The sequence below is a fragment of the Bradyrhizobium sp. 147 genome, from assembly GCF_023073935.1.
Classification (GTDB): Bacteria; Pseudomonadota; Alphaproteobacteria; order Rhizobiales; family Xanthobacteraceae; genus Bradyrhizobium.
This window is the reverse complement of sequence record NZ_JADPKL010000117.1, coordinates 1-21,358: the sequence shown is the minus strand read 5'-3', so window position 1 is coordinate 21,358 and position 21,358 is coordinate 1. Positions and strand designations below refer to the sequence as shown.

General features: G+C 64.0%; 23 protein-coding genes. 11 read left to right on the top strand and 12 right to left on the bottom strand.

Annotated elements, in window-relative coordinates; genetic code table 11:
• The first annotated feature begins 103 nt into the window (after positions 1 to 103).
• Together IVA87_RS28485 and IVA87_RS28480 are read left to right on the top strand one after the other, a co-directional pair.
• The gene (locus IVA87_RS28485; protein ID WP_036012452.1) at positions 104 to 802 is read left to right on the top strand and encodes a ribonuclease activity regulator RraA; all 699 of its coding nucleotides are present in this window, start codon (positions 104 to 106) and stop codon (positions 800 to 802) included.
• Between the two features lie 23 nt (positions 803 to 825).
• Positions 826 to 1,230, top strand: a complete 405-nt coding sequence (locus IVA87_RS28480) for a cupin domain-containing protein (RefSeq protein WP_027573427.1) — start codon at positions 826 to 828, stop codon at positions 1,228 to 1,230.
• Positions 1,231 to 1,389: 159 nt separating this feature from the next.
• Here IVA87_RS28480 and IVA87_RS28475 read toward each other — a convergent pair whose 3' ends face one another.
• Positions 1,390 to 1,746 (bottom strand): hypothetical protein, encoded by a 357-nt coding sequence (locus IVA87_RS28475; RefSeq protein WP_247336206.1) that lies wholly within the window; start codon positions 1,744 to 1,746, stop codon positions 1,390 to 1,392.
• Between the two features lie 174 nt (positions 1,747 to 1,920).
• On the bottom strand, positions 1,921 to 2,793 hold the full coding sequence (locus IVA87_RS28470; RefSeq protein ID WP_247336203.1) for a DUF2147 domain-containing protein: 873 nt from the start codon (positions 2,791 to 2,793) through the stop codon (positions 1,921 to 1,923).
• 226 nt (positions 2,794 to 3,019) lie between these two features.
• Between IVA87_RS28470 and IVA87_RS28465 the strand changes: the two genes are divergently transcribed.
• A complete protein-coding gene (locus IVA87_RS28465; RefSeq protein WP_247336200.1) occupies positions 3,020 to 4,006 on the top strand; it encodes a dienelactone hydrolase in 987 nt (328 codons plus the stop codon).
• 35 nt (positions 4,007 to 4,041) lie between these two features.
• Here the strand turns inward: IVA87_RS28465 and IVA87_RS28460 are convergent, their stop codons facing one another.
• Positions 4,042 to 4,821: a transporter substrate-binding domain-containing protein gene (locus IVA87_RS28460; protein ID WP_247295084.1), complete on the bottom strand. Its 780-nt coding sequence runs from the start codon at positions 4,819 to 4,821 to the stop codon at positions 4,042 to 4,044.
• A 105-nt stretch (positions 4,822 to 4,926) separates the two neighbouring features.
• Here IVA87_RS28460 and IVA87_RS28455 point away from each other — a divergent pair, with 105 nt between their 5' ends.
• Positions 4,927 to 5,424: a DUF1993 domain-containing protein gene (locus IVA87_RS28455; RefSeq protein WP_247295410.1), complete on the top strand. Its 498-nt coding sequence runs from the start codon at positions 4,927 to 4,929 to the stop codon at positions 5,422 to 5,424.
• A gap of 64 nt (positions 5,425 to 5,488) precedes the next feature.
• On the opposite strand, the gene IVA87_RS28450 is transcribed toward IVA87_RS28455, so the two are convergent.
• From IVA87_RS28450 to IVA87_RS28425, 6 genes are all read right to left on the bottom strand, one after another.
• Complete coding sequence (locus tag IVA87_RS28450; protein WP_247336198.1) at positions 5,489 to 5,962, bottom strand: hypothetical protein; 474 nt, start codon at positions 5,960 to 5,962, stop codon at positions 5,489 to 5,491.
• A 168-nt stretch (positions 5,963 to 6,130) separates the two neighbouring features.
• Positions 6,131 to 7,120, bottom strand: coding sequence for a hydroxyacid dehydrogenase (locus IVA87_RS28445; RefSeq protein WP_247295080.1), 990 nt, complete (start codon positions 7,118 to 7,120; stop codon positions 6,131 to 6,133).
• Between the two features lie 34 nt (positions 7,121 to 7,154).
• Positions 7,155 to 8,255: a sn-glycerol-3-phosphate ABC transporter ATP-binding protein UgpC gene (ugpC, locus tag IVA87_RS28440; RefSeq protein ID WP_247275634.1), complete on the bottom strand. Its 1,101-nt coding sequence runs from the start codon at positions 8,253 to 8,255 to the stop codon at positions 7,155 to 7,157.
• Positions 8,256 to 8,275: 20 nt separating this feature from the next.
• Complete coding sequence (locus IVA87_RS28435; protein WP_247295077.1) at positions 8,276 to 9,187, bottom strand: carbohydrate ABC transporter permease; 912 nt, start codon at positions 9,185 to 9,187, stop codon at positions 8,276 to 8,278.
• Positions 9,187 to 10,125 (bottom strand): sugar ABC transporter permease, encoded by a 939-nt coding sequence (locus IVA87_RS28430; protein ID WP_247295076.1) that lies wholly within the window; start codon positions 10,123 to 10,125, stop codon positions 9,187 to 9,189. The genes IVA87_RS28435 and IVA87_RS28430 overlap by 1 nt, the downstream gene beginning before the upstream one ends.
• Before the next feature lie 148 nt (positions 10,126 to 10,273).
• A complete protein-coding gene (locus IVA87_RS28425) occupies positions 10,274 to 11,614 on the bottom strand; it encodes an extracellular solute-binding protein (RefSeq protein WP_247295074.1) in 1,341 nt (446 codons plus the stop codon).
• A gap of 481 nt (positions 11,615 to 12,095) precedes the next feature.
• Between IVA87_RS28425 and IVA87_RS28420 the strand changes: the two genes are divergently transcribed.
• Together IVA87_RS28420 and IVA87_RS28415 are read left to right on the top strand one after the other, a co-directional pair.
• Positions 12,096 to 12,896, top strand: a complete 801-nt coding sequence (locus tag IVA87_RS28420; RefSeq protein WP_247295072.1) for a Spy/CpxP family protein refolding chaperone — start codon at positions 12,096 to 12,098, stop codon at positions 12,894 to 12,896.
• 112 nt (positions 12,897 to 13,008) lie between these two features.
• Positions 13,009 to 13,386: a response regulator gene (locus tag IVA87_RS28415; protein WP_247275629.1), complete on the top strand. Its 378-nt coding sequence runs from the start codon at positions 13,009 to 13,011 to the stop codon at positions 13,384 to 13,386.
• Positions 13,387 to 13,495: 109 nt separating this feature from the next.
• Here the strand turns inward: IVA87_RS28415 and IVA87_RS28410 are convergent, their stop codons facing one another.
• From IVA87_RS28410 to glk, 3 genes are all read right to left on the bottom strand, one after another.
• A complete protein-coding gene (locus IVA87_RS28410; protein WP_247336195.1) occupies positions 13,496 to 13,651 on the bottom strand; it encodes a hypothetical protein in 156 nt (51 codons plus the stop codon).
• Between the two features lie 149 nt (positions 13,652 to 13,800).
• Positions 13,801 to 14,004: a hypothetical protein gene (locus IVA87_RS28405; RefSeq protein ID WP_247295068.1), complete on the bottom strand. Its 204-nt coding sequence runs from the start codon at positions 14,002 to 14,004 to the stop codon at positions 13,801 to 13,803.
• Between the two features lie 99 nt (positions 14,005 to 14,103).
• The gene (gene glk, locus IVA87_RS28400) at positions 14,104 to 15,141 is read right to left on the bottom strand and encodes a glucokinase (RefSeq protein ID WP_247336338.1); all 1,038 of its coding nucleotides are present in this window, start codon (positions 15,139 to 15,141) and stop codon (positions 14,104 to 14,106) included.
• 267 nt (positions 15,142 to 15,408) lie between these two features.
• On the opposite strand from glk, the gene pncA reads away from it, so the two are divergent.
• The 5 genes from pncA (at position 15,409) to IVA87_RS28375 (ending at position 21,106) form a co-directional block, all read left to right on the top strand.
• Positions 15,409 to 15,993 carry a bifunctional nicotinamidase/pyrazinamidase gene (gene pncA, locus IVA87_RS28395; protein WP_247336192.1) on the top strand — a complete coding sequence of 195 codons (585 nt, stop codon included), beginning with the start codon at positions 15,409 to 15,411 and terminating at the stop codon, positions 15,991 to 15,993.
• A gap of 33 nt (positions 15,994 to 16,026) precedes the next feature.
• On the top strand, positions 16,027 to 17,142 hold the full coding sequence (locus IVA87_RS28390) for an alpha/beta fold hydrolase (RefSeq protein WP_247336189.1): 1,116 nt from the start codon (positions 16,027 to 16,029) through the stop codon (positions 17,140 to 17,142).
• Positions 17,143 to 17,303: 161 nt separating this feature from the next.
• Positions 17,304 to 19,337: an NAD(+) synthase gene (locus tag IVA87_RS28385; RefSeq protein WP_247295062.1), complete on the top strand. Its 2,034-nt coding sequence runs from the start codon at positions 17,304 to 17,306 to the stop codon at positions 19,335 to 19,337.
• 35 nt (positions 19,338 to 19,372) lie between these two features.
• The gene (locus tag IVA87_RS28380) at positions 19,373 to 19,750 is read left to right on the top strand and encodes a GrlR family regulatory protein (protein WP_247275624.1); all 378 of its coding nucleotides are present in this window, start codon (positions 19,373 to 19,375) and stop codon (positions 19,748 to 19,750) included.
• Positions 19,751 to 19,882: 132 nt separating this feature from the next.
• A complete protein-coding gene (locus IVA87_RS28375; RefSeq protein WP_247295059.1) occupies positions 19,883 to 21,106 on the top strand; it encodes a DUF1236 domain-containing protein in 1,224 nt (407 codons plus the stop codon).
• Positions 21,107 to 21,358: the final 252 nt, after the last annotated feature.

Sequence of the window (21,358 nt, the reverse complement as noted above, 5' to 3'; positions counted from 1 at the left end):
CGGCGGCCCTGCGTTATTGCTAGCCTCTTGGCCCTTGACGCAAGGGCTGCGGCTCGCAAGATGCGCGCGTTCTTTCCCGCCCATCCGGAGCTCGTCTGTTTCCATGTCGCTGTCCCCCGAAGCCCGCAAGACCCTCGCCGGCATCACCACCGCCACCATCACCACGGTCCTGCTGAAGAAGGGCCTGCGCAATGTGTGGATGCGCGGCGCGCGTCCGTTGCGCCCGGGCCTGCCGCGCCTGGTGGGCCCGGCCTTCACCCTGCGCTTCGTGCCCGCACGCGAGGATCTGGCGACGCCGGAATCCTGGTCATCGCCGATCTCGACCCGCACCGCGATCGAGGCAATGCCCGAAGGCTGCATCGCCGTGGTCGATGCCATGGGCATTACCGATGCCGGCATCTTCGGCGACATCCTCTGCGCCCGCATGGTCAAGCGCGGCGTGACCGCGCTCGTCACCGACGGCGTGGTGCGTGACGTCGAGGGCGTGCTTGGCACCAATCTTCCGGTCTGGTGCGACGGCTATGCCGCGCCGCCGTCGGTTGCGGGCCTCACCTTTGTCGGCTGGGGCGAGCCGATCGGCTGCGGCGGTGTCGCGGTGTTTCCCAACGACATCGTGGTCGCCGACCAGGACGGTTGCGTGCTGATTCCGCAGGCGATGCTCGATCACGTGCTCAACGAGGGCGTCGAGCAGGAGCGGATGGAAGCCTGGATCGTCAACGAGGTGAACAACGGCGCCGTGCTGCCTGGCCTCTATCCCATGAACGCCGAGACCAAGGCGCGCTACGCCGCTAGCAAGAAGTAACCGGGAGGAGCGAGGTAATCCCCATGGAGATCACTGTTGCAGGCACGCGGCCGACCCGCCGTGCGCCCAAGGAAAACTTCACCGGCACCGTGTGGCAGGATCCGGTCATCATGGCGCCCGCGCCGGCACGGTTGAACTGCTCGCGCGTCGCGTTCGAGCCGGGCGCGCGCACCAACTGGCACCATCATCCGCTCGGCCAGACGCTCTACGTCATCTCCGGCGTTGGGCGCGTGCAGTCCAAGGGCGGCCCGATCCGCGAGATCCGCCCGGGCGACACCGTCTGGATTCCGCCGGGCGAATTGCACTGGCACGGAGCATCGCCGACCAACGGCATGTGCCACATCGCCATGCAGGAAGCGCTCGACGGCGTCTATTCGACCTGGCTGGAGCCGGTCACCGACGCCGAATATGGGGCAGCGGTCGGCTAAGACGCTCGCGTGCGGGACAAGGTGCATCGCCCCAGGGCGGTGCATCGCCGATCCCGGGACGCAGAAATTTGGGACTACGCGAGCGCTGGGTCCCGACTCTGCGCAGAAACGCCGTCAGCGCGTTTACGGGCGTCTTCGCTGCTTGTCCCCGCGGCACCATCACATTCTTTCCGCCGTCCACGTCCCCGTGCACATGGCACCACGCCAGGTGCCGGAGCCGGAGGTGCCGTTGAGCCGGCCAAAACCGACGGCGCGCTTGATGCCGGTGCTCAGCATGACGTTGATGTTGCCGGCATCGGCGACGCGGCCCGACGCCCTCACCGCGGCGCTGCTCGATGCAATCTGCCCATTGTTGATTCCGATCGAGACGGTCGCGCCGTCGCCGCAGGCCTGGATCGAGGAGGCGATGCGGACATTCCATGCACCGTCGAAGGTGGAGCCCGCAGCATCGGCCTGCGCCAGCGGGAAGGCGATAGCGACAATGGTGGCGAAGAGAGCCTTGCGAAAGCCGTTCATGACACGCCCCTGTGGTTGACCGTTCGGGGATCGTGACATGGACCCGGAACCGGCGATGTGAGGGCTGTCACATGCGCAGGAGGTTGTGTGAGTTTGCGCACCTCGCAACCGAAGGGCGCGTAAAAACAAAGGGACCCGCCTCGGGCCCCCTTGCATTGGTCAATCAGCCCGATCTCAGTTCACCCGCGTCCAGGTCTGGCCGCCGCAGAACATGCCGCCGAAGGCGCAGCCCTGCACGCGCAAGCGGTCGGTGCCCTTCATCGCGATCGTCGAGTCGTAGGTCGAGCCGGAATTGGGGTCGAGGATGCGGCCTGACCATTTCTGATCTTTGCCGGGCTTCATGTTGATCAGGACCTGCTCGCCGTTCTGGTTCGATTTCGAATCGACCGAATAGCCGCAGAGATTGGTGCCGCATTGCTCGATGCGGACCTTGCCTTCCTTCTCCTCCGTGAGCCAAACGCCGAGCGGCGAATTCAGATCGCGCGTGGGCGCGGCTGCCGGAGGAGGCGTGGCTGCAGCCGCCTGAACGGGAGCGGGGGCAGGCGCCGGCGCGGGTGGCGGAGGCGGCGCCGGTGGTGCGGCAGCCACGGTCGGGGCGGGCGGTGGCGTCACAGCGGGCGCCGCCTGCTGCTCGACGGGAGCAGGGGCCGGAGGCGGCGCAGGCGGCGGCGCCACGGCCGTGTCGGCAGGCGTGTTGTTGGCGGTGGCCGGTGGCGGAGCGGGTGGTTGCGGCGCTGCGGGCGGCGTTGCTGCGGCGGCGGGTGCAGGCGCCTGCACGGCTGCGGGCGGCGCGGCGGCGGGAGCGGGGGCCGGTGCCGGAGCAGCAGCCGGCGCTTGCGGATCCACCGTGGCCTGCTGCGGCGCCTGCTCGTTCTTCTTGACCTTCTTGGCCTTGCCCTGGCCGGTGTTGTCGTACACGCCGGGGATCTGCACCGTGCCGCGGTCGGGATCGATGCGGATGGTGCGCCCGCCATATTCGAAGGTGTATTGTGCCTGAGCAGCCGTGCTCGCCAACAGGAATGCGGCCGTAGCCAACAGCTTCCTCATTTCGCATCTCCTGAACAGATGGTCCCCGGACCGACGCTTACACGCCGGCTCGACCGCGAAAAGTGATCTAGATCACTGTTCTCGGTATGAGTCGCCTTCCCCTCGATCCTGGTTCAATAAGATCGAAGTCGGTCCAGAGTTGGACGGGGATGCGCCGCGCCTCTGGACCGGTCACAGCATGGACATGTACAACCGTTGTGGTTGAATGATCCGAAAGCACACGCTCATGTCACAGCTACGATTTGGCGCAATCATTCTGACTGCCGTCTATTGCCTTGCTGCGACGCCGGCACAAGCAGCCGGGCTCCGGTTTCTCGAAGTGCCCGCGGATGCCGCCGGGCCCGCGCTCAAGGGCATGGTGTGGACTCCATGCGCCGCCCAGCTATCCGAAATCGCCTTGGGCGGTGGTATCACCCTGGCAGGCGTGAAGGACTGTCCGGTAGCGGGCAATCGACTGCCGCTGATCGTTTTCTCGCACGGGCGGCGCGGCTCGTTTTTGAGCCACAACGATACTGCTGCGATACTGGCGGATGCCGGCTTCGTAGTCGCCGCGATCAACCATCCGGGTGACACCGCAAGGGACAGTAGCCGGACCGATGAGTTTTCCGTGCTGGTTGAGCGTCCCCGCGACATGAAGCGGCTCACAGATTTCATGCTTCGTACCTGGACGGAGGCTGCGGTCCTGGACTCCAAGCGGATTGGCCTGTTCGGATTCTCGCGGGGCGCCTATACCGGTCTCGTCGTGATTGGCGGCAACCCCGATTTCGGCGCGCTTGCTCCGCTCTGCGAGAAGGAGCGGGGGGCGACGCCGAAATGCCAGGACGTTCGCGATGGCCGCGCGCCAACCGAGCCGGCCGTGCATGATCCCCGCATCAAAGCGGCTATCTTGGCGGATCCGCCACTTTTCGAAGGCCTCTTTAATCGCGAGCGGCTAGCCGACGTGAATATCCCAATTCTCTTGTGGCGTTCGGCGCTCGGAGGCGATGGCGTCGTGCCTGATACCATTGATGCGCTGGAACAGCTGCTTCCGAAACGCCCCGACTACCGGATCGTGCCGAACTCGGCGCATTTCTCCTTTATCGCGCCATGTCCACCCAAGTTGACCGAGGCCGCTCCGATCCTGTGCACCGATCCTCCTGGCTTCGATCGGAAGGCGTTCCACGACGCCTTCAACAGCGCGGCCGCGACCTTTTTCCGCACGCATTTGGAGTGACGGAAGACGGATACGACCAGGCGTCGCGATAGTCGCTAGTCGAACCAAGCGTTGTAGATTTTCCTGTAGCTGCCGTCTTCCATGGAAATATGCAGCCATTGGTCGACGAAGGCCTTCAGCGCCATGTCGCGCTGCAGCCAATAGGCCTTCTCCGAAAAATCGAACGGCTTTTCAGGGTGCACCGCGCAGAGCACGCCGGCATGCTGCTTCTGCTGGTATCGCGTCTCGGAGGCGTCGGTCATCATCAGATCGGCGTTGCCCTTGGCGATCTCGTCGAAGATCACGGTGTTGTCGGCGAAGACAGTGATCTCGGCATCCTTGATGTTGGCGCGCGCGAAGCGTTCGTTGGTGCCGCCGGGATTGACGATGATTCGGGTGCCCTTCTTGTCGATGTCGGCGATGCTCTGGTACTTGGCCGTGTCGGCGCAGCGCGCGATCGGCGTCTTGCCCTCGCGCATGATCGGCGTGGAGAAGAAGCCTTTCTTCTGCCGGTCGAGCGTGACGGAGACGCCGCCCATGGCGATATCGAACTGGTCGGCCTCGAAATCCTTCATCAGCTTCGGCCAGGCCGTCGGCACGAATTCGACCTTGACGCCGAGCGCGTTGCCAAGGGCCTGCGCCATGTCGACGTCGAAGCCGCTGAATTGCTGCGTGGTCTTGTCCAGATAGGTGAAGGGCTTGTAGTCGCCGGTCATGCCGACGCGCAAGGTGCCGCGCTTGACTATCTCGTCGAGGCGCGAGGGCGCCTGCTGCGCATGCGCCGAGACATTCACCAGCAACGCCACGGCCAAAGCTGCCCAGATTCGAACGATCATCTCTTTTCCACCCGTGCCCGAACTGTCATTGTGCGGAGTGGATTTAGACCAGATGCCCGTCGCTGGCGAGGCGGAATTGAAGGGAATTCAGAGGTGACGATCTCGATGTACGAGGCCTCGGTTGGCCTCTTCGTGCCGTACTTGCGCAACCTGTCCGGATTGCTCGACAAGGGCGTGGCCTATGCCGAGACCCGCAAGTTCAATCCGGCGGTTCTGCTCGGTATGCGCCTGGCGCCGAACATGTACGATCTGGCGCAGCAGGTCGGCGAGGCCTGCCGCCATGCCGTGGTCGCCCCGGCCTTGCTGGCGGAGCGCGAACCGATCACGCTGCCGGTGCTGGAGCACGACATGGCCGGACTTCAGGCACGCATCGCGACGTCGATCGAGTTCATCGAAAGCCTGCCGCGTGCCGAGATAGACGCGTCGGCCGAACGCAATGTTTTCTTCAAGCTGAAGAACGGCACCGAGCTGCCCTTCACCGGACGAACGCTGCTGCTGACCTTCAGCGTCCCGCAGTTCTTCTTTCACGTGACGACGGCCTACGACCTGTTGCGGCACGCCGGCGTCGAGCTGGTGAAGAAGGATTATTTGGGAAGGAAGTAGATGCTCGGCCTCCACCTCTCCCCGGCGGGGAGAGGTGTATAGCGACGTCCGAACGCACGTAAACCTACGCTTCGCCCTTGCGCTCGAATTCGGCGAGCGAGCTGCGGCCGGCAATTTCGCTGCGCAGCTCTTCGAAGTGCCGATGCGCTTCGTGCTCCTGCGCGTCGACGAAATGCACGGCGGCTTCGCTCGTCATCGGGCCGCTAACCACGGGCGCCGACTGCTCGCCGATGGTCTCGTGGACGTAGAATTGGCCGTCGTCGCCGCGATGGACCGTCCATTTGAGGCGGATCGCCACCATCGGGCCCGGGCCGACCTTGCTGTAGCCGTCCGCATCAGTGTGCTCCGGCACCAGCGGCTGCTCCTCGACCACCGGATGCTCGTTGACAATTGGCTGCTCGTCGGCGGCGATGTGCTCACGTTCACCAGCGACCACCATTTCGGTCTCGGTCTCACGTACGGCGAGAACGGGCTCGGGGTGCTCTAAAATGCTGGCGATGGTCGCCAGCGCGTGGTCGGTCGGGTCGATCTCTGCCAAGGGTCCATCCTCCAGCTCGACGCGGCCGGCTGGTCTGTCCCACTGCCGGTGCGCCCTGGCTCATTACGCGCGTTTGATTAAGGCTGAGTTGGGGCTCGATCTGCACCAAAATGGGACGGTTTTTGGTCGTCCCAAGCGAGCGCCTGCGCCGCCCGCCCGGAGTTCGGCTCAGCCCAGCACGTCCTGATTGATGACGTTCTGCCGGATCGGATCGCCGTCCAGCGCACTCAGGATGTTGCGCGCGGTCTGCTCGCTCATGCGGCTCACGGCCTCGACGGTAACGCCGGCAACATGCGGGGCCATGATGACGTTGGGCAGCGCAAACAGTGCGTTGCTGAGCGGCGGCGGCTCCACCTCGAACACATCGATACCGGCACCGGCGAGCTTGCCGGAGACCAGCGCGTCATAGAGCGCGGCCTCGTTCACGATACCGCCGCGCGCGGTGTTGATGAGATAGGATTTCGGCTTCATCCGACCGATCCGTGCCGCATCGAACAGGCCGACCGTCTCCGGCGTCTTCGGACAATGGATGGTGACGAAATCGGCATGAGGCAGCGCGGCATCGAAATCGGCGACGGGCTCGCAGCCGGCAGCCTTGATATCGGCAGCCGGCTTGTAGGGATCATAGACCTGTACCTTCATCTCCATCGCCAGGCAGCGCTTGGCGGTGCGACTGCCGATACGGCCGAAGCCGATGATCAGCACGGTCTTGCCGTAGAGATCGAACGGCAGCATGCCGAGCCGGTCGGCCCATTTGCCGTCCTTGACGCAAGCGTGCAATTCCTGCGCGCGCTTGGCCAGCGTCAGCATCATAAACAGCGCGGCTTCCGCGACCGAGGGCGAGTTGGCACTGCCAGCGACCATCAGCGGCACCTTGCGGCGGGAGAGGGCGGGCACGTCGACGGCGTCGTAGCCGACGCCGATGCGGGTCACCACCTTCATGTCTTTTGCGGCTTCGAGCTCGGTCTCGCCAAAGGCGGTGGCGCCGAGCGCGACGCCATGGACCGGTGCATGGCTCTTGAGCAGAGCCTCGAAGTCCTTGGCGGAGATCAGGTTCGGAAACTCGACGAGCTCGATATCGTCCCGCTGGGTGAGGAGGGCGCGTGCCCCTTGCGACAAAGTTTGCGTAACGAAAATCTTCTTCTTGTTGGTCGCCATCGTCTCCTGCCTGCGCGAGTTTCTTGGACCGGCATCACAACACGACGCCGGACGCCTCGTTTAGCAGGTGCATGTTGTTGAGGTCCATCGCCAAACGCATGGGTGCCCCGTCCTTGGCGCCGGCATTGGGATCGACGCGGCCGCAGACCGGCGTGCCGTCGAGCCCGAAATAGACCAGCGTCTCCATCCCCATCGGTTCGGTTACGTCGAGCACGGTCTCGAAGGTTTCGACGCCGGGCGCGAGATGCGCATGCGACTCGGTGAGGTGCTCGGGGCGAAGGCCCAGCAGCAGCTTCTCGGTGCGCGGCAGAGTCTTGTAGCGTGCGGCGCGGGCTGGCGGCAGCGGGAAAGCGATGCGGTCGGTGAGACGGATCTGGAGCGTGCCGCCGACGTCCTCGAGCCGGCACGGAATGAAGTTCATCGCGGGCGAGCCGATGAAGCCCGCGACGAAGCGTGTCGCCGGTTTGTGGTAGAGCTCGTTCGGCGTGCCGATCTGCTCGATACATCCCTTGTTCATCACAACGACGCGGTCGGCCAGCGTCATCGCCTCGACCTGGTCGTGGGTGACGTAGACCGTGGTGGTGCGCACCTTCTGGTGCACCTTCTTGATCTCGATCCGCATCTGCACGCGCAGCTTGGCGTCGAGATTGGACAGCGGCTCGTCGAACAGGAACACCTTCGGATTGCGTACGATGGCCCGGCCCATCGCAACGCGCTGGCGCTGGCCGCCGGATAGCTGCTTCGGCTTGCGATCGATCAGGTCGGTGATGTCGAGGAGCCGGGCGGCCTCGGTCACTCGCGCCTTGATCTCGGCCTTGGGATAGTGCTTCAGGCGCAGGCCGAACGACATGTTCTCCGCGACCGTCATGTGCGGATAGAGCGCGTAATTCTGGAACACCATGGCGATGTCGCGGTCCTTCGGCGGCACGTCGTTGACCACGTCGCCGCCGATCATGATGTCACCGTCGGTGATGTCCTCGAGCCCTGCGATCATGCGCAGCGTCGTCGACTTGCCGCAGCCGGAGGGGCCCACCAGCACGATGAATTCATGATCGGAGATATCGAGATCGATGCCGCGCACGGCTTCGACATCGTCGTAACGCTTGATCACCTTACGCAGGGAAACGTCGGCCATTGCACTTCAACCCCTCGATTTCAACCCTTCGTCGCGCCGGCGGTCAGGCCGGCAATGTAATAGTCCATCAGGAAGGCGTAGATGATCAGCGGCGGCGCGGCGCCAAGCAGCGCCCCGGTCATGATCTGTCCCCAGTTGAAGACGTCGCCCTTGATCAGTGTGGTGGTGATGCCGACCGGCAGCACGAGCTGATCGATCGAGGTCGTGAACACCAGCGGATAGAGGAACTGGGCCCAGGACACCGTGAAGGCGAAGATGGTCGCCGCGATCAGCCCGGGCAATGCAACGGGAATGAAGATCCGGGTCAAGGTCTGGAGCCACGAGGCGCCATCGATGAGGGCGGCTTCATCGAGCTCCTTCGGGATCGAGGCGAAATAGCCGATCATGATCCAGGTGCAGAACGGCACCGTCAACGTCGGATAGATGAACAGCAGCACGTACCATCGGTTGAGCAGCGTGATGCCGGTGTAGTCTTGGACGACCCCGAGCATCTTGAACAGCGGGATGAAGAGAAGACTGTCCGGGATCAGGTAGGTAAGAAAGACGCCGGTGGCCAGCGTCGCTGAGCCCCAGAACTTCATCCGCGCCAGCGCAAAGGCCGCGGGGATGCTGATCAGCATCGTGATGATCACGACCACGATCGACACGATCGACGAGTTCCAGAAGAAGCGCAGAAACTGGTTCGAGCTCAGCAGCTCGACATAGTTCGACAGCGTCGGGTGGAATACCCACCAGGGATTGGTTGCCGCCGATATCTCCGCGCTGCTCTTGAGCGAGGTGATCAGCATATAGATCGGCGGCGTCAGGAAGAAGATCGCGAACAGCACCAGGAAGAAGTAGGACCAGCGCAGCGCCCAGGCGCGGTCGCGGCTCATGCTGCCATACTTGACCTTGCGGGAGGGGCCGGCCTTGTCGATTGCGAGCGTGCTCATCAGGCTTCGTTTCCGCGTTTGTTGACATCGCGCAGGATGAAGATCGCAGCGACCGCCAGGATCGGCACCATGAACAGCGAGACACAGGCGCCGAGCGGGATGTCGCTGCTCTGGATGCCGACCTGGAACGCCCAGGTGGCGAACAGATGCGTCGTATCCAGCGGACCGCCTGAGGTCAGGATGCGCACGATGTCGAAATTGGCGAAGGTGACGATCAGCGAGAACAGCGTGGTGATGGCGATGATATTGCGCATCATCGGCAAGGTGACGTACCAGATCCGCTGCCACCAATTGGCGCCATCGATCGCGGCGGCCTCGTAGAGTTGATCGGGGACGGATTTCAGCGCGGCCAGATACATGATCATGAAGAAAGGCGCGCCGTACCAGATGTTGACGAGGATGACGGAGAAGCGTGCCCAGAAGGTGTCGCCGAGCCAGGGGATCGGGCCGACGCCGAAGAAGGACAGCGTGTAGTTGAAGGCGCTGTAGGAAGGGTCGAACAGCCACAGCCAGGCCAGCGTACTCATTGCCGGTGGGATCACCCAGGGCACCAGCAGCATGCCGCGCCATTTGCGCTGGCCCTTGGCCGGAATGTTGTGGACGAAATGCGCGACGATGAATCCGATCAGCGCTTTGAAGATCACGGCCGTGATCGCGAAGATGCAGGACTGCTGCACCACCATCCAGAACGTCTCGCGCTTGAACAGGAAGGTCAAGTTGCCGAAGCCGACGAACTTCGTCATCGACTTGTTCAGCGTGGCCAGATGAACGGAATAGAAGGCGGGGTAGAGCACGAGCAGCGCGATCAGGAGGATCAGCGGCAGCGTCAGGAAAAACGCGACCGTCGATTTGCGCCCGAGCGCATTGCGCAGGCTCGTTCCCCTGCGGGCGCCCGCCGCACGGGCGATGCGACCTCGCTCAACGACGACATCGGCCATATCAGAATCCTTGGGTCAGTCTTTCTGTATGCTCTTATGCTGTCCAACCGTGAGGCCGGCGAGGCGGCTCCACCGTCAAGCAGATTGAAGCACGGAGCCAGGGCGGCTCACGCAGGTGACGCGAGCCGCCCTGTCAGCAGGCCCCGGCCTAGCTCCGCATGAAGCCTTCGCACTCGCCCTCGGCCCAGGCGAGCGCCTGCTCCAACGTTTCGCCTCGCGCATAACGCAGTGCCATCTTGGTCAGCGTCGCCTGGAAGTAGATCTGCTGTGCGATCTTGGGCGGCGCTGGCGATGCCGCGATCGACAGCGTCTGATGCTTGTACGGGTCAGGATAGTGAAAGAGCGTTCCCTTCGGCGGCCCTTCTTCCGCCCAGGTCTTGAACTTGGTCATGTTCGCATAGGCCGGCAGGTCATAGCCGCCGCTCACCGCGACGAACTTCTCGATCGATGACGGCGCGGACAAGTGAACGAGCAGGCTCTTGGCCGCCTCCTTGTTCTTGCCGAAGCTCCAGACGCCCCAGAAGTACGGCAGGTACGGCGCAAACCGGCCCTTCGGACCGGACGGGAAGCCGTGCGTCCAGCACTGCTCGGCGACCTGCGGCGCATCGCGCTTGGCAACAGCCCAGGCGCTCGGCGGATTCAGGATCATCGCGCCACGGCCGGAGATCAGCCATTTGTTGTTCGAGGCATCGTCCCAGGAGGGTGCATCCGGCGGCAGAAACGCGATCAGCTTCTTGTAGAATTCCATGGCCTGGCGAACCTGATCGGTCTTCACCGTGATATCGCCCTTGGCGTTGACGAGCTCGGCGCCGAAGGACTGAAAGATCGCGCCGGCGGTATCCACGCTGTCGGTGGTCTCGCCGAGGCCGATGCCGAATGCAAAGCCGGCCTTCTGGCAAGCCTCGGCTGCCTTCAGGAAGGTCTCCACGGTCCAATTGTCCGCTTTGGGCGGGCTGCCGGCCGGGTACATCTCCTGTACGTCGATGCCGGCGTGCTGCTTCATCAAATCGATGCGGGAGCAGGGCCCCTTGATCTGGCTGCCGGGGGTCGCGGGCACTGCGAGCCATTTGCCGCCCGAATTCCCGAGATATTTGACGGTGCCGTTCACCTCGCCATTCTGCTTGAGGAGCGGCTCCATGACGTCGTTGAGCGGCTCGAGGTTCTCGGCATAGGCCTGCGGCCACCAGCTCGGCATCTGAAGAATGTCATGACCCGACTTGGCCTGGGCTTCGGCCGCGGCGGTCAGCTCGATCTTCTTGTTGTTGCTGGTGATGTAGTCGATGGAGACTTCCACCTTCTCCTTCGCGGCCCATTCGTTGACGAGATCGGTCGAGGCTTTGTTGGCGCCGGGCACCCAATGGTCCCAGAAGCCGATTGAGAGCTTGCCGGCGGCATAAGCGCCCCTGACATAAGGCGCCGTGATCAGCGCCGCGGAGGACATTGCAGTGGCAGCCACAAATTGACGTCGCGTCAGTGTCTTGCGTGACATCTCGTTTCCTCGCTTGGGTGTTGTTGTTGGAGTTTCCTCTGAGAGACTTCTTTCTTGAGTTCTCGTTGTTGGATTTTCTTATTGGTGCCGTCGGCTCGCGGTATTCACGCGAGATCGCAGCAAATTGGTAGCGCGATCAGATCATGATTGATCGCATCTGTCGAGAAAGCCGAACGGCTCCTCGTCTAGAACTAATGGTGTGCCCCGGCAGCGCCGCGAGCGCATTCACGACCGTGTGTTGCAGGCAAACCGCGGACGTTCATTTTGCGACGCACACTTGGCGCTAACGAGCCCTCGAACGATCCGTGCGCAATTACGCCGCAGTTTCGAATAAGCCTGCATAACCGCTTCGCGCGAAAGACTTTTCGGGCGTGGACGGCGATTGGTGGCGTCTGGACCTCGGCGCGGCGGAAACGATAGAGTTGCAATTGCCATGGGCCTTTCGCCCGACAGGCCAGCCAGATCGACGATGGAGACGAGAATGATCAAACCGGTGCTGCCAGCGCGGCTTCACCTGCGACGATGGTTGGCGCTGGGGTCCGTGCTCGCGCTGCTGCTGGGCGTCGCCGCGGTGGCGAACGCCCAAGGTCTGGTCAAAGGCGTTCAGGAGGGCGCGGCGGCCGGAAACAAGGCGGCAGGTCCGGTCGGCGGCGTGCTCGGCGGCGCCATCGGCGGCGTGGTGGGCGTCTTCACCGGCGTGCTCGGCGTCGGCAACAATGGCAATCAGGCGCCGCCGCCCAAGGAGGCCAGCAAGGATGCAAGCAAGGATGCCAAGCAGCCGGGCGGCAAGGACAAGGACGCCAAGAGCGCCAAGGCGGGGAAGGGCACCAAAGCGAGCAAGGAAGCGAAGAACGCCCCGCAAAATGGCAAGGACAATAAAGAAAATAAGGATGTGACGGTTCTCACCCAGACCGGCGCTCCGCAGCAGAGCGCGGAACAGATCGTTGCCAACAGCGATGCCTATATCGAGCGGATCAAGACCGAACTGAACCTCACGCCCGATCAGGAGAAGCACTGGTACGGCTTCTCGAGCGCCATGCACTACCTCGGGCATAATGGTGCAGAGCGGCTCAACCTTCGGGTCGCGCGCGCCAAGCGCGATCCGCCCGACGATATCATCGAGCAGATGCGCAACGAGGCGCAGTTCCTGATCGACCGGGCGGCCGACCAGCGCAACGTCGCCGACGCGGCCGAGCCGCTCTATTCAAGCCTCGATGACAAGCAGAAGCAGGTCTTCATTCAGGAGATGGTGCGCCTGAGCCACGAGCGAGGATTGGATTGATCAAGTTGAATCGGATCGGGCGCGTCTGAATTAAGGGCGCCGGCCACGAATTCGTGTATCCTCTCCGCAATTCGGTTATGGTTAGCTTCGTAAGGCTGACTGCGGGGTTGATATGGCGGACGGACTCTCCGTTTTCCTGGTCGAAGACGAGGCGTTGATCCGGATGATGATCGCCGACATGGTGGAGGAGCTCGGCCACCGCGTCGTTGCGGAAGCGGACAATGTCCGCGATGCCAGCGCCTTTGCCATGACCGCGCAGTACGATCTGGCCATCCTCGACATCAATCTGATGGGCGTCTACGTCGATCCCGTCGCCGACCTGATCGAGCGACGCGGAAAACCGTTTCTGTTCGCGACGGGTTATGGACCGGAGCTGCTGCCGTCCTTGCTGCGGCGCAGGCCGATCCTGCGAAAGCCGATCGCGATGGATCAGCTCAAGGCGATGATCGATTCGATGTTTCCGGAAGCCACAGAGAAGGCGCCGCATTGAATGCCGGCCTAGACGCCGCACTGGTGACGGCGAGACGCCGCACTGAGATCACCAACGAAAATGGCCGCCCGTCGGGGACGGCCATTTGGCGAAAGAGCTCGGCGCGCTGTCAGATCAGGCCGGCGCTGAGATCGATGCCACGCGCGATCAGGCCGAACGAGACGGCCAGGCCGGTGCAGCAGAACAGCAAGATGGTCTTGAACGAAGAAACGGCGAACCGCGGTTCGACGGCGGCCGGCATTACGGCGAGCGAGATCATGCTCATGTTTACTTCCCCCCTTTATTGGTTATTGGCCCTGATTTGCCTCAGGTGGGGGAAGTCTTAGAGCAAAAAGTTTGACGTCAGATTGCGAGGCATCGTTAACGAAGTCGCAATCGCCCGTGTTCTCCCGCGCCGGGACGAGCTCGCAAGCCTCAGTTGCGACCCTTTCTCAGCACCGTGGCAATGGTATGCGCCGTCATGGCGGCGCGATCCGAAGCGCGCTGGGCGGCCAGCCGGTCCCTTGCCTTTTCCTCGATCAGGAGCTCGATCAAGGCCAGCCGCTTGTCTTCGTTATCCGCCTCGCGCAGCAGGCGGTGATAGCGGTGATAGTCGAAACCGAAATCCTGTTTACGCATGCCACGCCCCCGAACTACGCCACACACAGGACAGGATTGTTTCGCATGCCAAACGCGCAGGCAAGCACGATCCTGCGTGAAATCCGGTGTACGCTGCAATCAGCTGTGAATTGCTGGACCCGCGAGCGGGCGCTTCGTCCGCTCAATTTGGTCAATTGGATTGTGCTGGGCGAACATCTTGAGGCCGACGAAGCTCGCATCGGGCTTGATCACCAGCCTGGTCGGGATGTTGCGCAAGTAATCCTGGAAGCGTCCCTTGGCCTCGAAGCGTGCTCGGAATGCGGACGCCGCGAGGAACTCGGGAAAACGCGGCACGATCCCGCCGGCGATATAGACGCCGCCGCGGGCGCCGAAGGTCACGGCGAGATTGCCCGCGACCGAGCCGAGGATGGCGCAGAACATGTCGAGCGTCGCGCGGCTGACGAGGCAAGTGCCCTCCAGCGCGGCCTTTGTGATGGCGGCAGGATCCCGATGCGGTACTTGGGCGCCATCGACCTCCGCCAGGGCCTCGTAGAGGCTTTGCAGGCCGGAACCCGAGAGCGCGCCGCGCTCGATGGAGACATGGCCGAGGCGCTTGCGCAGACAGGCGATCACGCGTTCCTCGCGCTCGTTCTCCGCCGGCAGGGTGGCGTGACCGGCCTCGGTCACGACCGCCAGCCGTGCGCCATGGCGCTCGACCAAACAGGACACCCCAAAGCCGGTTCCGGGCCCAACCACCAGCAAGGGCTCTCCGGGCAGGCCATTCTGGCCGCCAAGCGGAATGAGGTCGGCAGGCTGCAAGGCGGGAAGGGACCAGGCCACCACCTCGAAGTCGTTGAGCACGTGGACGCTGTCGAAGCCGAGCGCAGCTTGCAGCTCGTTGCCGTCGATGACCCACGGACTGTTGGTCATGACGCAGCGATTGTTGGTGACGGGGCCCGCCACCGCCAGCACGGCTCTTCCGGGCTGCCCGCCGGAGGACCTGCGAGCGAGAACATCGACGATGGCCTCCCGAACGGTCGGGAAGTCGGCGACCTTGACGTAGTCGATCGGTCCGGTCGGATCGCCGTTACTCGATTCAGCCTGGCTCAGCGCGAAGCGCGCATTGGTGCCGCCGATATCGGCGAGAAGAATCTGTCCTGTCTTGCCGATCCTCATGGCCATATGGCTGCCGCAGCCGCACGGGCTGCGGGAACCGCTTCCTCCGCTCTCTGATCGCAAATTGCGAACGGCTGTCAGAATCCGTCCTTGGGTGCAGCTAGTCAACACGGTTGACGTCAAACCGTTGCACCCTGTGCGCCCTTCCGCCGACCAATTCGCGGGTGCTTCCTCACGGACCAACGGTTGCGCAGCAGCGCGGGAAGGCGGACACTAGGGGAGCGCGCCTGGCGCCTTCGCGCCGGCGCAGATGCAACGAGACCAGCGATGAAGATTTCCGACCGCGACGTGCTGCTGGCGATTGACGTACAGAACGACTTCTGCACCGGCGGGGCGCTCGCCGTTCCCGGCGGCGAAAAGGTCGTCCCCGCCATCAACCGAATCGCCCAAAAATTCGCCAATGTGGTGTTGACCCAGGACTGGCATCCGCGTGATCACGTGTCATTCGCGGCCAACCATGCCGGCAAGCAGCCGTTCCAGACCATCGAGCTCGACTACGGCACCCAGGTTCTCTGGCCCTCTCATTGCGTGCAGGGTACGACGGGCGCTGAATTCCACCGGGAGCTCGACGTTGTCAGGGCGAGCCTGGTGGTGCGCAAGGGCTTTCGCCGCGGCATCGGTTCTTATTCGGCGCTATTCGAGAACGACCATAAGACGCCGACCGGACTGCTCGGTTACTTGCGCGAACGCGAGCTGAAGACCGTCTTCGTCGCCGGTCTGGCGCTGGATTTCTGTGTTCGCTTCTCGGCGGAGGACGCTCGCACGGCAGGTTTCGAGGTCGCCGTCGTCGAGGACGCCTGTCGCGGCATCGATCTCGACGGCTCCGTAAGGATCGCGGCATTTCGGTCGTGAGCCTCGAGGCGTTCCTGTGAGGATGAGATAGCCATGGTGGAGAAGGCCGGCAGACAGCCAGGCGGATCAGGCCATGCGCCGGATGACCCGCTGCTGTGGCCGTTTGCGGCGGCGCGACTGGCCATGGACGCCTGTTTCTGGTGGCTGGAACGTGGAGCTGCGGAGCAGGGCGAGAGCAGCCTGCTGTGGACGACGCCCAGCACGGTCGCGCTGGAGCTTGCGACCATGCGCCTGCGCGATTTCACGCAGACGCGGTCCGGGCAGCCGGCGCTGGTCTGCGCGCCCTATGCGCTGCATCGGGCCCTGATCGCCGACTTCGCGCCTGGCCACAGCGTGGTGCAGTCGCTGCAAAATGGCGGCATCGACCGCGTCTATCTCACCGACTGGCGGTCAGCCACGCCGGAGATGCGCTATCTCTCGATCGACAGCTATCTGACCGATCTCAACGTCGCCATCGACGAGATCGGCGCGCCGGTCGATCTCGTCGGGTTGTGCCAGGGCGGCTGGCTGTCGCTGCTCTACGCGGCGCGCTTTCCGACCAAGGTGCGGCGGCTGGTCCTGGTCGGCGCTCCGGTCGATCTGTCGATCGACTCGGCGCTGTCGCGGCTCGCCCGCAACGCGCCCGAGCTGGTCTACGACCAGCTCGTCGCTCGCGGCGGCGGCAATGTCAGGGGCGAGGAGATGCTGCGCTTCTGGTCCAAGGCGCCTGACAGCGACGATATCGCAGTGGCGTTGCAGAGGGGACTCTCGGACGAGGAGGGCGCGACCCTGCTCGCGCGCTTCGACCGCTGGAATAGCGAGACGCTCGATTTGCCCGGCACTTATTACCTTCAGATCGTCAACTGGATTTTCCGGGAGAACCGGATTGCCGGCGGCAAATTCGTCGCGCTCGGCCGCCCGGTTGACCTGAAGGACGTCAAGGCGCCGATCTTCCTGCTGGCCGGGCTGGACGACGACGTCGTGCCGGCTGTGCAGGCGCTCGCCACCGCTGATCTCGTCGGCACGCCGCCGGCTTTCATTGCGGCAGCTTCCGAGCCGAGCGGTCATCTCGGCCTTTTCATGGGGGCGCGGACCCACGCCCATGCCTGGCCTCGGATAGCCGAATGGCTCCGCGACGACCTGTCCGGGGTCTTGGCGCGCAGCGCCTGACGTCGCGGGCGCCGGCTGGCCGACATGCAAATCGGTTATGCATGACGGCGGATGGTCTGCACGGGCGCCGGTCGATGGGCTACATATGATGCGGTGCTGGCGGCTGCGGCTAGTGGCGCAAGTGATTGAAGAGATTGCAAGGATTGAAGGTACAGCGCTTGATGTCTTTCCACTCGATCTATGCCCATGGATTTGCGCGCGTAGGGGCCTGCGTCACCACCTCCCGCGTGGCCGACCCCTCGGCCAATGCGAAGGCCGTCCTGGTGGCGGCCAATGCCTGCCACGAACAATCGGTGGCAGTTGCCGTGTTTCCCGAGCTGTGCCTGTCCGGCTACGCGATCGAAGACCTGGTCAAGCAGGATCCGCTGCTCGATGCGGTCGAGCGCGGGCTCGCTGCGATCGCCGAGGCCTCCGCGGCACTGATGACAGTCCTGATCGTCGGCGCACCGCTGCGCTTTGGCCATCGCATTTATAATTGTGCGGTCGTCATCCATCGCGGCAACGTGCTCGGCGTTGTGCCCAAGAGCTATCTGCCGACCTATCGCGAATTCTACGAAGGACGGCATTTCGCCTCCGGCGCGGGCATCGCCGGAGAGACGATCTCCTTTGGCGGGCTGCATGCGCCGTTCGGCGTCGACCTTCTGTTCTCGGCCGAGGACGTTCCGGGCCTCACCATCGGCGTCGAGATCTGCGAGGACATGTGGATTCCGGTGACGCCGGCATCCGAGCTCGCCCTCGCGGGCGCCAGCGTGCTGATCAACCTCTCGGGCAGCCCGATCACGATCGGCCGGGCACGCTCGCGCGCGCTGCTGTGCCAATCGACATCGGCGCGCTGCCTCGCAGCCTACGTCTATTCCGCCGCCGGAGCAGGGGAATCGACCACCGATCTGGCCTGGGACGGCCAGACCTCGATCTACGAGAATGGCGTGCTGCTGGCCGAGGGCGAGCGGTTCCGCCAGGACGGCCAGATTACGCTGGCCGACGTCGATCTCGACCTGCTCAGGCAGGAGCGCGCGCTGATGGGCACGTTCGACGACAATCGCCGGCAGCGAGAGGCGTTTTTCCGCAAGGTGACATTCGCGCTGAAGCCGCCGGCCGCCGACATCGGCTTCCTGCGCAAGGTCGAGCGGTTTCCGTTCGTGCCGAGCGACGAGAGCCTGCTCGAGCAGGATTGCTACGAGGCCTACAACATCCAGGTCGCCGGCCTCGTTCAGCGGATGCGCGCCACCGGCACCAAGCGCGTCGTGATCGGCGTCTCCGGCGGGCTCGATTCCACGCACGCCCTGATCGTCGCCGCCAAGGCAGTCGATCTCCTCGGCCTGCCGCGCGAAAACATCCTGGCTTACACGATGCCGGGCTTTGCGACCGGCAGCGAGAGCAAGACCCACGCGCTGGCGCTGATGAAGGCGTTGCAGACGAGCTGGCAAGAGCTCGACATCCGCGCCACGGCCACGCAAATGCTGAAGGATATCGGCCACCCCTTTGGCAAGGGCCAGAAGGTCTACGACGTCACCTTCGAGAATGTGCAGGCTGGCCTGCGCACGGACTATCTGTTCCGCCTCGCCAACCATCACGGCGGCATCGTTATCGGCACGGGCGATCTCTCTGAACTCGCGCTCGGCTGGTGCACCTATGGCGTCGGCGACCAGATGGCGCATTACAACGTCAATGCCGGCGTGCCGAAGACGCTGATCCAGCATCTCATCCGCTGGGTGATCTCATCGAACCAGTTCAGCGACAACGTCAACCGCACGCTTGGCGCGATCCTCGCTGCCGAAATCTCTCCAGAGCTGGTGCCGGTGCAGCCGGGCGAGAAGCCGCAGAGCACGGAAGCGTCGGTCGGGCCCTACGAGCTGCAGGATTTCAACCTGTTCTACACGCTGCGCTTCGGCATGCGTCCCTCCAAGATCGCCTTCATGGCGCAGCACGCCTGGAAGGACGTCGCCACGGGCGAATGGCCGCCGGCCTTCCCGAGCGACCGGCGCAGGGCCTACGATCTTCCCGAGATCCGGCGCTGGCTCGAGGTATTCCTGCGTCGCTTCTTCGCTTTCAGCCAGTTCAAGCGCTCGGCGATGCCGAATGGACCGAAGGTCTCGGCGGGTGGGTCATTGTCGCCGCGCGGCGACTGGCGAGCCCCGTCGGATGCGAGCGCGGCGGCATGGCTTGAGGATCTTGAACGGAACGTGCCGAACTGATCGGCGCGGCGCATGGACATTGAGGGGACGATCGGATGCCAGTCGGAGAGGGGGCGGGTGAGGAAGCCAAGGTCGTCAACGGCCTCTACATCTTCGATATCGAAATGCGCGACGGCAAACGCGGTCAGGCCAGGGGCGTGGTCGTGCTCTGCGACGGGCGCATCATGGGCGGCGACAGCTATTTCTATTACACCGGCAGCTACACGTTCCGGAACGGCAAGTGGCGCGGCGACATGATCGTCAATCAGCATACCGAAGCCATCGGCAAGACCCTCGCATTCGGCGGCAGGGAGGTCACCTGCGGTTTCTCGGGCGACTACTCGGCCGGCGGCGCCGAGGTCGAAGGCATGGCGCTGGTCGGCAAGACCACCGTGACATTCACGGCCCGCCTCACGTTGAAGGACGCAATGTAAGCCGCGTGATCTGCTCCCGTTCCTTGGCAGGAACCTTCGTACCCGCAGAACGTTCGCGTCTGTTGCTGTGAATTGTCGAGGAGAGGGACTATGCGCAAGCACTTGATGTTATCGACCGCGGCCGTCGGACTGATGCTCGCCTCCGGCTTCGCCTACGCCCAGGCGCCCGGTGAGCGGAAAGACGAGCCGAAACGGACCGAGGAACCGGCCAAAGGCGCTGCGCCGCAGCGCGGGGGCGCAGCCCAAGGCGCTCAAGAGCGGGTTCAGGAGCGCACGCAGGGCGCTCAGGAGAGACTCCAGGGGGCCGGTCGCGAAGAGAAAGGCGGCGCGGCCAAGCGCGAGGCCAACGAAGACAAGCGCCAGCCAGCTACAGCCGCCGAACGTGATCAACCGAAGGCGAAGGATCGGGCACAAGAATCTCGCGAACCTTCGCGCGATCGCAACCGCGAGGCCGAGACCGCCAAACCTGGGCGCGACAGCAGCAAGAGCAGCGCAGAGACGAAGCAGGACAAGTCCGCGCCGCAGAAATCAACTGCCGAGTCCGAAAAATCCAAGACCGGCCCTGCGGGCCAGCAGAACGAGCGCAGTGGAGCTGCGGCCAACCAGAACGAGCGCAACCAGACCCAGCCGCCGCGCAACGCCGCCGAACAACAGCCGCCGGCGCAACAGAACAACCGCCCGGCTACCGCGACCGACACGAACCGGACGGCGCCAACCAACAATGCACAGACTGCGCCGGCGACGGGCACGCAGACCAATCAAGCCAATCAGACCACGCAGACCAACACGCAGGTCAATCAGCAGACCAGCATGACGTCTGAACGGCAGGTGCGGATCTCTGAAACGGTAAGCCGCGCGCGCCTGGCGCCACCAGAGCGCAACCTGAGCATCGCGATCCGGGTGGGTGAGACGATCCCTTCGCGCGTCCGTCTGCATCGGCTGCCGCCTGAGATCGTGTCGATCGAGCCGCAATATCGCGACTATGAGTATTTCGCGACGGATGACGACGTCGTCATCGTCGAGCCGCGCACGCATCGCATTGTCAGCCAGGTTCCGCGGGATCCGTCGCGCGCTCGTGCGCAGATGGGCGGCAGCGCCGGCCAGAGCATGGCGGCCGCCGGCGCCCGCAATGTGAACTGCCGGATCATGCGGCGCGATGCCTCGGGGAACGTGGCCGAAGCAGAGCCGTCAACCGTCGGCTCGACCGCGCGCACGGATTCGCTGAGCGTGACGGTCCAGATGCCCGGCGGCGGCTCGTCCGCGCCGATTGCCCTGGGCGCTCCCGCGGGTGACATCGTGGTCGCAACGCAAGGGCAGGGCGACTGCACGGTGACGATCGAGCCGCAGACGCGCTAAAGCATGATCCGGAAAAGTGCGAAGCGGTTTTCCGAAAAGATCATGCTTAAACAGCCGCCTGAAGCGCGATGACGATTCATCGCGCTTTAGGCGCCGGGCCGAACGACGACGCTGAAACGCGAACGCGCCGCCCGGCTGAACAGCCGGACGGCGCGCATCGCGTTCAATCTGAAAAGTTTCGAGGTCCGGAGTGCCTAGGAGTCCGGACCTCGTCACCTTGCCCCAGCCTTCAATCCCCCGCCCCATGTGGTC